This window comes from Amycolatopsis sp. NPDC043887 (assembly GCF_056435665.1).
Genome location: NZ_JBWKEB010000001.1, coordinates 740,263 through 753,091, shown reverse-complemented (window position 1 = coordinate 753,091; position 12,829 = coordinate 740,263). Strand labels below are relative to the sequence as shown.

The window sequence follows — 12,829 nt, the reverse complement described above, 5'->3', positions numbered from 1 at the left end:
GCCCGCGGCGTACCGCCACCAGACCGACGCGGAAGACGCGCGAATCGGGTACGCCGAACAGCGGCCCCGACTGCAGGCCGCGCTTGATTCAGTGTGGATGACTCTGCTGCCCGGATCCCTCCCGAAGTGAAGTCGACACCCCCCGAAGGGCGTGTCGGAGTACTGAGAAGATGAGGAGCGATACAGTCGAACGACATCAGCCGACCGAGGTGATGTCTACCATAAATTGACAGCGCGCAAGTGTCAAATTCGCCTGTTAGACTGCTGGGACCTCCTGCGGGAGGTCACTCGCAGGCACCAGGGAAGGCGATCGGACGAATGAGCGCTCAGCAGGCCGAGGACTTCGGCCCGTGGCTCGGACGGCAGCTGCGTCGGGCATCGAAATCCCAGGCCGAACTCGCGCAGCACCTGGATCTGACCCGTGCCGCCGTGTCCGCATGGATCACCGGACGCGCCGAACCTCGCGAGGAGGTCAAGCGACGAATCGCCGAGTTCCTCGGTATCGACGTGGCCTCTCTGCACAACCGCACCGCGGACGTGGTCGCCAAGCTCCCGCTGGAGTGGCACCACAGGCCGGCACATGCGGACGGTGGCCGTGAATACGGCAACGCCGCCGCTTTCGCCTTCAACGCGGACCTGGCCGTGCTCGCCCGCGAGGCGACACAGAACTCGCTCGACGAACGGCACGATCCGACCAAACCGGTCCGCGTCCATTACACGTTGCACGAGTTGAGCGGTGCACACCTCGACTCGTTCCTCGATGCGTTGCAGTGGGACAAGCTGCGCCCGCATTACGACAAAGCGGCTTCGGCCGAACAGAAGGTCTCCCGCAGTCTGCGAGCGGCACTGGACGATCTGGACCGGACCCGATCCCTCCTGCTGTTGAGAGTGGACGACTACAACGCCGCCGGACTCACTGGTCCCGAATACAGCGACGGTCGCTTCGCAGCTGTCGTCCGGAGGCAGCTCGACAGCCACAAGCAGGCAGGCAAGCGAGCCGGCGGGTCCTATGGACTCGGAAAGGTCACCCTTTGGGCCACCAGCCGCTTCGGCCTGGTCATGATGAACTCGACGCTGTCGATTCCGCATGAGGGTCGAACCGAGCGCCGCGTCATCGGAAGGCTCGATCTGCCTTGGCGATCCGTGGACGAGACGGCGTACGCGGGCCCGGCCTGGTTCGGGGAGCCGGACACCACGCCGAGCCACAAAGGTGTCTCCCGGTCGTGGTGGGCGGACGAGGCGACCGTGCAAGGACTGCATCTCGAACGCTCCAATACGGATGCGGGCACGTCGTTTCTCATCGTCGGGGCGCACGACGCGTCCGGTGACGCGGAATCGCTGGAGGAGATGCACGAAAAGTTGGTGCGGTCGCTGGCCAACGGCTTCTGGGCCGCGATGATCGGCGGGGACCGAGCGGGCGCGCTGCTCGAAGCCAGGGTCACAACCCTGCGCAATGGCCGGGTGCTCGTACCCGAACAACAGGTCAACCCCCACGTCCACCATCCCGCGCTGAGCCGTGCCCTCAAGGCGTACCTGGACAACGAGACGGTGGCCGAGCGGACCGCGGGCGATCAAGTAGCCAGTGTCCGAGTGCCGCTGTTCGTAACCCCGCTGAAAGGTGAAAGCCGCAGCCAAGGCAAAGGTGCAGAGCACTCGGCCGTCCTTCTGCTCACTCGTGCGGATGGAGAGGAACGCACCAACCGAGTGGTGTGCATGCGAGGCAACCGCATGACGATCATGGAAAGGCGCCCACGAGATCTTCCCCTGGGCACAGACGCCTTCCAAGCTGTTCTTCTCGCCGGCCACGCAACCGAAAACGAGGGCGAGGACGTCGATCTAGCGGAGCAGTTCCTCCGCGCGTCCGAACCCCCTGAGCACCACAAGTGGGATCGTACGGAAGAACTGACCTCGCTGTACCAACGTGGAGCATTGAGCCGCATCAAGGAATTCCTCGAAGAGATCGACAAGGCGGCTCGCGATCTTGTCGGACGTCGGGAAGTCGGCCATCGAGGTGGGCCAAGCGTCCTGAAGGAGTTGCTCAAGCTCGACGGCGCCGCCGTTGGCAGGCGCGCGCAGGGGGTGCCGACGGTTAGGAGTATCAACGCGCAACTGGATGACTCCGGTGCCTGGCACGTGAGCGTCGACCTCAAGTTGCCCAAGGCAGACGATCCGTGGTTGCTCACACCTGTCGCCAAATTCGACGTCAGATCCGGCGGCCGCCCGGCCATAGAGTGGAGCCTGCTGACTGCGGCAGACAACTGCGAAGTCGAGAACGGCAACCTGGTCATTCCCCCCGGAACACGGTCGGCCTCGTTCATCGGGGTGACGGACCCGACGAGCCACCCTGTCCGAAGTCGTCTTTCCCGACTGGTTGTGGACGTCCAGAAGACGCGTGGCGGTGCCGCATGAAGGCTGCATTCCCCTACCCGACGCTCTTCGGCGACGTAAGCCTCGACGTGGTCTCGGTGAGTGTGGACGGTACGGAACTGCCGTACTCGCACGTTTCCAAAGTGGAGCAAACAGTCGCATTGCATCAGGCCGGTCGGGAGAAATGGGAGAGTGCGACACTGCATCTCGCGGCCAAGCTGCCCGAAGACGAGCTCTCCGCAGGCCCGTGGACCGACCCTGTGTGCTTGGCCGTACTCACCGAGAAGGCCACGAATGCACGGTCGACGACACGGCTGACCCGGAGCCGTGACGGCAGCTGGCGCGGGAGCATCGAGTTGGCTCGCGCCCGTCACTTCAACCGTGCAACGCTCGATCTGACCGTGGCCGCCACACTAGACGGGCTGGCAGGTCGCTTCATCGGTGCCACAGGAAAAGCCTGGTTCGTGGACCTGAAGGTCACCACCCCGGTACGGCAGCGCGACATCGAGATCGTGGAGGTCGACTTCAGCGAGGAGTCGAACGAATGGCTGCATGCGTTCAAGGAGTCACCGTGGATCGTCGAGACAACAGGTGACATCCCCACTGTCTACTTGAACACCGGCGCAGTGGAGGGCCTGGTCGACGCGTTGCACGGCTCCGGTGGCGGGGACGAAAAGCTGCTGCGCGAATTGACGGCGAGCCAGATCGCACAGGACGCGTGGACCGCCATGTTCCACACCGCCATCAGCGATCTGGACCTCGACGAAGACGGAACGCCGCAGATGCCCGCAGGCTGGAGAGAAGCCGTGGTGCGGATGATGCTGCCGGACGTGCTGCCGGGACGGCAACTGACGGACGCGCTCTTCGACATCAACGAGCGTCGCACCAAGGGGTTCGGTTGGTCCGAGCTTCAGACGAGCGTCCAGTACGCGGCAGGAAGACGAAGTCAGATCACCAGAAAGCTGACCAATGCCGTGCGCTCCGTTCAACGTCAGACAGGGACCACGACCGATGAATCGTGAAGCCGTCACCGACCTGCCTCCCGAGCTGGGGTTGCTCGCGGATGCGGCAGTCGCCAAGTTCCTCACTCGTGGTATGCAAGCAGGACAGGAGAAGCCACCACTCGTCGCGCTTCTCAAAGCATCCCTTCCACTTCCGTCGGCGGAAGCCAGATGGAGTACCGGGCCGATCCGTGAGCTGCTCGACGTCGCGATGGAACGCTTCGAAGGGAGGCCGACGGAGGCCGACGGCTGGCTGTCACCGCGACTGCACGCCACTCTGCGGATGACCCGGGCCGAAGCCGCAGACAGTCGCCTCTGGAACTACCTCGCCATGATTGCAGCGCCGGACTACGTGGTCTGGCGCCACAAGGGCACCGAGATAACGACGACCTCCCGGTTCAGCGGCCCGCACTACACACAAGCCTTCGCCCGTCTGTGGTGGGCGGCCGAACTGTTCCGCAACGGGGACGACTACGGCCCGGTGGAAGTCGCGTGCAGCGTCCAGGACGTTCTGAACACGGCGATGCGCCTCGACGTGATCGACCATCGCCCGACCGCGATCGCGATCATCCATGTGCTCGACGAGTTGAGGAACTCGAACACTTCACGTCTGGGCGACCGGGTCAACGCGCTGTCCTCAGCGGTGAACGCGGCGGGCAGCACCCTGATGTACGACGTACTGGCTCCGGACGAGCCCGTGGATCACGATGCGGTGCACGACTGGATCGCCGAGTCCGCAAACATGGCTCCCGTGCACTGGGACCGTCTTCCCGACGGACCTGACGACGGCGAAGTCAGCGAGAACGCGGTAAAAGCCTTGGTGCCGCTGTTCAGGCAACTTCTTGAAGAAGCGCCTATGCGACTTCGGAAGAAGGTTGCCGCTCCTCAGGAGCAGTGACCTCCTCTTTGGACGGAATCTCGAGAGGAGTCGAAGGCAGCAAAGGAGTGTCGTAAATTCCTGAGTCCCACTTCGCGGCGACGACTTTGTCGAGATCCTCGGCTTTGAACTTACGTCCCAAGGCTGCAGCAAGCACGTGGGCGGCCAGTCGCGGGGGAATGGCATTGCCGACCTGCTGTGCGATCTCCTTGCCCGACCACGGGTAGTCGAAGGGGAAGGTCTGCAACTGCCCGGCTTCCTCTTTCGTCAGCCGGGCGAGTTCGCGCTTGGGCGAAACGGACGAATACAGTCGATTTCGCGAGATCTTTCCGGTGACCGTGGCGGAAGGCTCGTCGGACCTGCGCCTGCCCCGCAGCTTGGGATCACCGCCGGTACCATAATTAGACACCACTTCGAACGGCTCGTCCCTGTCGCGCAAGGCATCTGCCATCGTCACCCACGGCTTGAGAGTGGCTACTCCCTCAGACCGATCCTTGCCCTTGTAGTACCGGCGATGCGTTGGCGTCGGCAGCGAAGCCTCGCCGTTGAGTCGTGCGATGAGGATCGCACGACGACGAGTCTGCGGGACCCCGAACTCTTCGGTGTGCAAGACGCCGCAGGCAACGTTGTAGCCACGTTCCTTCAGAACACCGGCGTATGCCTGCCAGACCGGCAGGACCGTCGGAACCTGTTCCAGCACGATGGCTTCGTAGGGCATCTCGTAGTCGAGAGCTTCCAATGCCCAGCGCAACGGCTCGAGCACCAGGCCGGAACGCTCTTTGCCATTACGACCGTCGTCGCCTGCGCGTTCGTCGTCTTCGTGCAGCTTCTCGAGATCGGCGCCGATGTCCTCGCCTGCGGCCATCCGCTCGACGAAGCCGAGGACCCTGTCCAGTGCGCGCCTGCCGGCGCCACCTCCCGCAACCGTGTACGTCTGGCAAGGCGGTCCGCCCGACAGCACGGTGGCATCGGGGAAGTCCTTGGGTCCGTAGGCCCGGACGTCGGCGTGCTTGGTACCGAGACCTGCGGCTTTTCTGGTTTCGCAGGCATTGTCATCCCACTCGATGCCGTCGACGTGCACACCCAGCCAGTGTGCGGCGACGTCCAGCCCGCCAGGCCCCGCGAACAGGTCCACCATCTGGATCTGCGCAGTCGTGAACAGCTGCGGCTGCACAGGGGTCATGGGGCGCAAGTTTAACTCGTGGACGACGTCAGAAACATCAGGCTCCACCGTGTGTCAGCGCGGAACGGATGGCACGTCCCAACGCCTGAGCAACAGGTGGAGGAGAGGCATGGCCGACCTGGCGGTAACGAACGGTCTTCTTGCCTTCGAAACGCCAGTCCGGTGGGAAACCCTGAAGGCATGCGGCTTGCTCGACAGTCAGTTTGACCATGCCGTCCCGGCCGAGCATCGGGTTCCACACGAAATCGGAATCCGGCACCTCGTTCGCGACCGTGGCGCCGTCCACACCCAGCTTGGCCCAGGCCTGCTTCGACCCGGTGGGGCCGAGATCCGGACCTCCCCGCTCCCAGGAACCTCCGACCAAGGTCGGCGCCAGTTTGTTCGCCTGCCAGGCCCACTCGCTCGCCTGGGCCCAGCCTCGCGCCTTCATCGACTCTTCCAACGCCTCGCCCACCGTCATCGGTGGTTCCAGGCTCGGTTCGGGTACTTCGAAGGCATCCATGGCATCGCCTTTGAGCGCTACCAGGATGCCTTGCTCGCGACTCTGCGGCACTCGGTAATCGGCCGCGTTCACCACGAACCACTTGTACCGATAGCCCAGGTGGTCGAGTTCCACCCGGACGAATTCCCTCACCGCGCCGTAAGTGTCCTTGGTGACGAGGTCAGGAACGTTCTCGATCAGCAGAGCACGCGGTTGCACGCCGTGAAGCAGCATGATCGTCGCCTTGAGCAACTCCAGCTCGATGTCACTTCCACGAGTCCGATTGACCGTCGCCGAGGCCTTCACCCGCGGAAGGCCGGCGGACAACAGGTCGACGTCGTAGACCTGCTGGTGTTCTTCTGCGACGAACTGGAGAAGATCCAGTTCGAGGACATCCCATCCAGGACGATTCGCTCGCAGCGTCTGACACGCCACATCGCGATTGTCCAGCAGCAGAACAGGATCGAAGCCAGCCTGTTCCAAACCCAGCGCGAGCCCACCCGCTCCCGAACAGACATCGAGCGAGGAAAATCGTTTTGCTTCCGCCATAGTCCCCACCGCACCCTCGACTACAGGAAGTGTTTCAGCGTAGCTTAGAACAGTGTTCAACGACGTTGAATAACCGAAGGCTTACTGCATAGTCCATAACGGACAGACAAAAAGGCCCTCCCGCGAACGGGAGGGCCTTAGTGCTGTCTCAACCAGACGTGCGCCCGAAGGGATTCGAACCCCTGACCTTCTGATCCGTAGTCAGATGCTCTATCCAGCTGAGCTACGGGCGCTTGTTCAGTTATCAATCTAGCACCTGCCGGAACAGGTACCAGCGGAGGCTCCGGGATTTGAACCCGGGAGGGGGGGTTACCCCCAACCGCATTAGCAGTGCGGCGCCATAGACCAGACTAGGCGAAGCCTCCCAGGCCCAACGACCACTGCTCAAATAGGTTACACACCCCGCGTACCCCCTTGGAAGGCACCCCCCTTAGACGCACTGCAGGGCTCTGAGCAGGGCATATGGCGCCCGCCGAGTCCTTCGGCTTCGAAGACGGCGACGCCGACTCAGGGAGGTCGCGGAGTAGGCGAGATAGCGCGGGACCCAGCGGGGCTGGAACTTCGCGTTGAAGCGGTAGAGGGTCTCGATCTGGATCCAGCGTGAGAAGAATCGCAGTGTCCGGGCGGACAGGCGGGCGACGGGGCCGGCGCCGATGCGCTGCCCTTGTTCCAGGACGGCCCGGAAGGCGGCGAAGTTCAGCGAGACGTGCTGGGCCGGGGTCGTCAGGAGGAGTTCGGAGATCATCAGTTCGTTGACGCCGGTCGCGGCGCATGACGTCCAGGGAGGGGCCCTTCTCGCCCCAGGGGACGAACTGGAGGACTCCGCGCACCCGTCCTTCGTGTTCGGCGGTCACCAGGATCGAACCTGGGTCACCGATACGGCCGAGCGCCATCGAGAAGCCACGTTCGGTATCGGTGCCGCGCCAGGTGGCGGCGAGAGTGCGGAGTTTCATCGAGCTCGGCGAGAGGCAGATCTTCGGCTTTCCGGATGCGCGCGGTGTAGCCGGCGCGCTTCGTGCGCGAGACGGCTTGGCGGACTCCGCGCATGACGCGGCCTTCGAGGGTGAAGGTCTCGGTGTCGACGACGGCCTCGTCGCCGATCTCCAGCACTTAGAGCCCGAAGCGTGCCCAGACGGTCGCGCCCAGTTCCGAGCAGCCCATGGCCGCCGGGGTCCAGGCGTACCGCCGGCAGACGTCCAGGTACTCCTCGATCGCGCCGAGCACAGCGCGACGCCGGCGATCACCCGATAGGTCACCGCGGCCTTCCCCGACTTCGAGAAGACCACGAACTTGTCCCGGCGCAGGGCGAAGTACCCCAGCGAGTCCCGCTCCCCCAGCAGCCCGCGGAGCCGTTCGACCTCGTCGTCGGTCAGCTTCGGCGCGGGTTCGGCCGAGCGGAGCAGGAAGTACGCCGCCGGCAGCACCGCGCCGATCCCGAACAGCAGGCCGACGGCGGCCGACAGGTCTTCCAGCCACAGCGCGGGGAACACCACCGGACCGCTCACGCCGATCAGGGCCAGTGTCGACTGCGCCAGCCGGTCGCCGAAATCCGCGGCGATCGGCGCGACCGAAAGCAGCACGAAGTTGATCGCGACCCCGGCGACCGTCAGTTGCAGGAAGACCCGGACCGCGCGCCACCGGCCGATGACCGGATCGGGCAGCGCGATGAAGTGGCGCCGCGTCGCGATCAGGGCGATCAGCAGCGCGGCGGTGGCGACCGCCGGCTGCCAGGCCGGGCGCTTGCGCCGCTTGAGACCGGTGGCGAGCAGCATCAGCAGTACACCGGTCACCAGCACGACCGTCGCCGCGCCGACCGTGGCCTCGTGCTGCAGTTCCAGCCATTCGGCGACGCGTCCGCGCAGGGTGCGCCCGGCCGGGACCAGCACCGAGACCAGGGCCAGCAGTCCGGCCAGCCGCGTCACCCAGGTGATCACCGCCACCGAGGTGGCCCCCGCCACCCGCCGAGCGCCCGCCAAGTTCCGCCCCTGCGTTCAGCTCCTCGCCAGCTCCACGAACGGTACAAGGGCGTCGGGGTTCAGCAGGGCATCCCGGCTGACGGCGCGGTCAGGTGAAACACCCGAAAGGATCTTCTTGACCGGGACCTCGCATTTCTTGCCGTTGAGCGTCCGAGGCACCTCACTCACCTGGACGAACCGGTCGGGCACATGCCGCGGCGAGAGGGCCCCGCGCAGTTCCTTGCGCAGAGCGGGCTCGACCTCTTCGAGTGACGCGCCCTCGGCCAGCACGAGGAAACACAGCAGCTGCCCATCCTCGTTGCCCGCCGCCGACGTGTCGATCACCAGCGAGTCCGCGACCTGGTCGAACGACTCCACGACGCGGTAGAACTCGGCCGTGCCCATCCGGACGCCGCCGCGGTTCAACGTCGAGTCGCTGCGCCCGTAGATGACGGCGGAGCCGCGGCCGGTGATCCGGATCCAGTCGCCGTGCCGCCAGATCCCGGGGTACATCTCGAAGTACGCCTCGCGCAGCCGCGAGCCGTCCGGGTCGTTCCAGAAGAAGACCGGCATCGACGGCATCGGCTCGGTGATCACCAGTTCGCCGACCGTCTCCACCACGGGCTTCCCGGCCTCGTCGAACGCGGCGACGGCGGCGCCGAGCGCGCGGACCGAGAGTTCGCCCAGCCAGACCGGGACGTCCGGGGCGGACGCGACGAACGCCGCGCACAGATCCGTGCCGCCGGACACCGAGCAGATCTGGACACGTTTGCCGACCTCGTCGACGATCCACCGGAAGCCCTCGACGCTGAGCGGTGCGCCGGTGGATCCCAAGGCGCGCAACGCGGTGAGGTCGTACCGCTCGGACGGTTTGATGCCGGCCTTCAGGCAGCTCTGGATGTACGGCGCCGATGTCCCGAAGTAGGTGACGCGGTGCTGCTCGGCCAAGTGCCACAACACGTTCAGGTCGGGATGGCCCGGGCTGCCGTCGAACAGCACGATCGTGGTGCCGGTCAGCAGCCCGGAGATGAGGAAGTTCCACATCATCCAGCCGGTGGTGGTGAACCAGAAGAACCGATCGCCAGGACCGAGATCGCTTTGCAGCGCAAGGGCTTTGAGGTGTTCGAGGGTGATCCCGCCGTGTCCGTGGACGATGCCCTTCGGCAGTCCGGTGGTCCCCGAGGAGTACAGCACCCACAGCGGGTGGGCGAAGTCGACGGGCTCGAACGCCGGCTCCGCGCCGTCGTTGTCGGCGAGCAGCCGGTCCCAGTCGAGCGTGCCGTCGAGGCGGCCGCCGGCGTAGTCGACGAGCACGGTCGCTTCGAGCGTGGAGATCTCGTCCCGCAGGGCGTTCACCGTCGACCTGCTGTCGAACCACCGTCCATTGTAGACGTAGCCGTTGACCGCGATCAGCACCTTCGGCTCGATCTGCGCGAAGCGGTCGGTGATCGCGCGGACGCCGAAGTCCGGCGAGCACGACGACCAGATCGCGCCGAGGCTCGCGGTGGCGAGGAAGGCGATCAGCGTCTGCGGGCAGTTCGGCGCGAGCGCGACGACCCTGTCCCCTTTGGACACTCCCAGCTTGCGCAGCCCTTCCCGCGCGGAGGCGACGGCGGACCGCAGAGCGCCATACGTCAGCTGCGACGAGAGGCCGTCTTCGCGGTGGAAGATCACGGCGACCTCGTCGTCGGCCTTCGCGGCGCCCGCGACACCGGGCATGAGCGAGTGCTCGGCGTAGTTCAGCGTGCCGCCCTCGAACCAGCGCGCGTCCGGCATCCCGCCGATGAGCACCTCACCGGGCTCGTCGTGCCAGCGCACGCCGAGGAAGTCGGCGACGGCGGACCAGAACTCCGGTACGCGCTGGACGGAGAACTCCCACAACGCGTTGTAGTCGTCGACCTCCACGCCGCGTTCGGTGCGCAGCCACTGGCGGAACGCGTCGATCTTGGTGTCGGGCAGGCGGCTCGGCTCAGGGCGCCAGAGCACTTCTGGGGCGTCGGCGGTGTGCGTCACCCCGCGATGTTAACCCTCGTTAACCGCTCTGGCGAGCCCCCGTGAACAGCTCGTACGCCATCGACTTCAGCCGCGACGCGTCGAGCGGGGTGACGGTCAGCCACCCTCGATCGCGGCGAAGCCCGTAGCGGCCGTCGGGGGTGTCCACCCAGGTCAACGCCCCTTCGCCGCGCACCCAGCGGCCTTCCCACGACTTCCTGGCCGCCCCGAGCCGCCCGCCGCCGATCCGCCGCGTCGCGATCCGGACCAGCACGATGACCTCGGGTTCCCGCAGCCCGGCGTCGCGCAGGACGTCGGAGAACGCCGGCTGCCCGCCGCGCTCCCCCGCCTCGCACGCGGCCGTGTAGTCGTCGACACGCAGGTTGACCGAGAGACCCCGTCCCTGCTCGCACGGCGGCAGTGCCTGCAGCAGGGTCGCGGCGACGAGCGGCTCCCGCAGCTCGGACAGCTCGACGTCGGTGCCCGAAACGCCGATCGCGACCGCGCCGCGGTCGGACACGCAGCCGACGGCCCGGTACGCCGGGTCGCCGTCGAGCCGCAGGTCCAGCGTGAGTTCGCTGTTCGCGACGGTGTGCAGCAGCCGCACCAGCTCGGGCGCGGGCGAGTCGACCGTGCCGAGGCCGCGTTCGGACAGCGTCGCGCTCGCCGTGGCCACCAGTTCCGCCCGGAACTCCGGTGTCCGCCCGACGTGCGGGACCTCCAGCACCGCGGGCAGTTCGTCGCGGCCGTGCGCCGACCAGAGAAGGAACAGCTCGCCGACGTGCAACCGGATCCAGTCCATCAGCGGTCGGTCCTCGGGTCTTCGCCGATGACCGGCGGGGTCACGTGCCCGCTGAGACCCCAGACGTCGGAATCCTCGACGAGATAGCCCGGGGACTTGCGGCTTTCACCGTCCTGCTGCCCTTGCGGCGGCATCATCCCCATCGGCATCCCGCCGACGCCGCCGATCCCCGCGGCCGCGGCCCTGGTCCCGGCGACCTGACCGGGCTGCTGCCCCGACGGGCCGAACCCGCCGACACCCGAGCGGCTGCCCTGCCCGAGATCCTGGGTCGTGCCCGCGACGCCGGGCGGCGGCACGACGGCACCGCTGCTCGCGCCGGGCTGACGCGGCGCCTCGACGACCGGCTCCCGCACCTGGATCGGGCCGGCGTCGTCGACGCCGCTGCTGCGCGTGGAGTCGTCCGGCGGCGTCTCCGGCTTCGGCTCGGGATCCGGCTTCGGTTCCTCGGGTTTCTCAAGGATCTTCGGCTGTTCGCCGTACGAGACGAACTGCGGGACGTTCTCGTAGACCTCGCCGGAGCTCCGCTGCATCCGTGTCATCACGTCGGCGGCCTGACGGTGCAGGTCCTGCGCGTTCTCGTCGGTGGGTTCGGCGACGATCCGGCCGGCTTCGGCGAAACCGCCTTCCGACGGCGGCGAAGCCGACATGGCCTGCGTCGAATCCGGATCCGAAACCGGGACAGGACGGCGTTTCGGCACCTCCGGCGGCTTGGGCCGCGGGGCGTATCCCGGCGGCTCGGGCATCGTGCGCCGCGCGGTTTCGGCGATGTCCGCCTGGCGGCGCACGCAGTTCGCGACGTTGTCCGCGCGCAGGCTCGTCTCACTCGCCCAGTCGACGAGCTTGATCGCGACGTCACGCGCCCTCTCGGCACCCTCGCCCGTCCAGCCGTCGGCGGTCGCGACGATGGCCGCCCTCAGCTCCGAACCGATCCTGTCGAGGACCACCCCGATGGTCGCCCACTGCCCGGCGGCGGCTTCCGCGCTCGCGAGGTCCAGTTCGTTGTGGACCATCTCGTAGAGCTCCCGGTGCGGGATGGTCATGTAGTCGATGTCGGCGTAGAGGCTGTCGGGACCGGGTTCCGGGTCGGGCTCGCGCGGCGGCCACGGCATCGGCAGGATCCGCATCAGCGCTCATCCTTCCGCTCGTGGTCGACGACGTCCTCCATGTCGAACCGGCGGGCGATCCGCTCGATGCGTTCCTGCCCCTCCTCGTCCGCGGCGACGTACAGCTTCCGCGCCGCCTTCACGGTGAGCTGGAAGTCTTCGAGGACACCGGCGAAGTCCGTGAGGACGGGCACGGCCGCTTCGGTCCCCTTGGTCGCGGCGCCCTGGAAACGTTCGCTCATCGTGTGCCCGACGAAGTTGTCGCCCAGTTTCAAGGGCGCTTTGAACTCCGTCGAGCCTTTGATCAGGGCGTCGAGCTCCTGACGTGCCTTCACCAGTGCGTCGATGAGCTTCTTGGCGGCGTCCTCGGTGACCTTGACGGTCCCCTTCTTGGCATCGGTCTTGGCGGCCCGGACCTTGCTCGCCAGCGGCGCCAAGGCGGGCGCCGAAGCGCCGAACGCGGCTTGCGCCGTCACGCGCGTCTCGGGTGACTGTGCCATCGGACCCCTCCCCTGTCAC

General features: G+C 66.6%; 9 protein-coding genes, 2 tRNA genes and 1 pseudogene. 3 read left to right on the top strand and 9 right to left on the bottom strand.

Translation table 11 applies throughout. The annotated features are described in order from the left end of the window. The first annotated feature begins 318 nt into the window (after nt 1-318). Genes AC069H_RS03740 through AC069H_RS03730 form a run of 3 tightly spaced genes read left to right on the top strand, consistent with a single transcriptional unit; the run spans nt 319 to nt 4,266 of the window. Complete coding sequence (locus tag AC069H_RS03740) at nt 319-2,409, top strand: helix-turn-helix domain-containing protein (protein ID WP_478231245.1); 2,091 nt, start codon at nt 319-321, stop codon at nt 2,407-2,409. Further along, complete coding sequence (locus AC069H_RS03735) at nt 2,406-3,389, top strand: hypothetical protein (RefSeq protein WP_478231244.1); 984 nt, start codon at nt 2,406-2,408, stop codon at nt 3,387-3,389. The genes AC069H_RS03740 and AC069H_RS03735 overlap by 4 nt, the downstream gene beginning before the upstream one ends. Next, nucleotides 3,379-4,266 (top strand): DUF6339 family protein, encoded by an 888-nt coding sequence (locus AC069H_RS03730; protein ID WP_478231243.1) that lies wholly within the window; start codon nt 3,379-3,381, stop codon nt 4,264-4,266. The genes AC069H_RS03735 and AC069H_RS03730 overlap by 11 nt, the downstream gene beginning before the upstream one ends. Here AC069H_RS03730 and AC069H_RS03725 read toward each other — a convergent pair. The 9 genes and pseudogenes from AC069H_RS03725 to AC069H_RS03685 form a co-directional block, all read right to left on the bottom strand. Further along, nucleotides 4,223-5,428, bottom strand: a complete 1,206-nt coding sequence (locus AC069H_RS03725; RefSeq protein WP_478231242.1) for a DNA cytosine methyltransferase — start codon at nt 5,426-5,428, stop codon at nt 4,223-4,225. The two genes, AC069H_RS03730 and AC069H_RS03725, sit on opposite strands and share 44 nt — an antisense overlap. 37 nt (nt 5,429-5,465) lie before the next feature. After that, the gene (locus tag AC069H_RS03720) at nt 5,466-6,458 is read right to left on the bottom strand and encodes a DNA cytosine methyltransferase (protein ID WP_478231241.1); all 993 of its coding nucleotides are present in this window, start codon (nt 6,456-6,458) and stop codon (nt 5,466-5,468) included. Nucleotides 6,459-6,617: 159 nt separating this feature from the next. Next, nucleotides 6,618-6,691 (bottom strand) — tRNA-Arg (locus AC069H_RS03715). A 42-nt stretch (nt 6,692-6,733) separates the two neighbouring features. Further along, a tRNA-Ser gene (locus tag AC069H_RS03710) sits at nt 6,734-6,823 on the bottom strand. A 28-nt stretch (nt 6,824-6,851) separates the two neighbouring features. Beyond that, nucleotides 6,852-8,434, bottom strand: a pseudogene (locus tag AC069H_RS03705) (phosphatidylglycerol lysyltransferase domain-containing protein). A 15-nt stretch (nt 8,435-8,449) separates the two neighbouring features. Beyond that, entirely contained in the window at nt 8,450-10,426 is a 1,977-nt protein-coding gene (locus AC069H_RS03700; RefSeq protein WP_478231240.1) for an acetoacetate--CoA ligase, read from the bottom strand. Between the two features lie 19 nt (nt 10,427-10,445). After that, complete coding sequence (locus tag AC069H_RS03695) at nt 10,446-11,207, bottom strand: ESX secretion-associated protein EspG (protein ID WP_478231239.1); 762 nt, start codon at nt 11,205-11,207, stop codon at nt 10,446-10,448. Further along, complete coding sequence (locus tag AC069H_RS03690) at nt 11,207-12,331, bottom strand: PPE domain-containing protein (RefSeq protein WP_478231238.1); 1,125 nt, start codon at nt 12,329-12,331, stop codon at nt 11,207-11,209. Before AC069H_RS03690 ends, AC069H_RS03695 begins: the two co-directional genes overlap by 1 nt. Continuing rightward, on the bottom strand, nt 12,331-12,810 hold the full coding sequence (locus tag AC069H_RS03685; protein ID WP_478223685.1) for a hypothetical protein: 480 nt from the start codon (nt 12,808-12,810) through the stop codon (nt 12,331-12,333). The genes AC069H_RS03690 and AC069H_RS03685 overlap by 1 nt, the downstream gene beginning before the upstream one ends. Nucleotides 12,811-12,829: the final 19 nt, after the last annotated feature.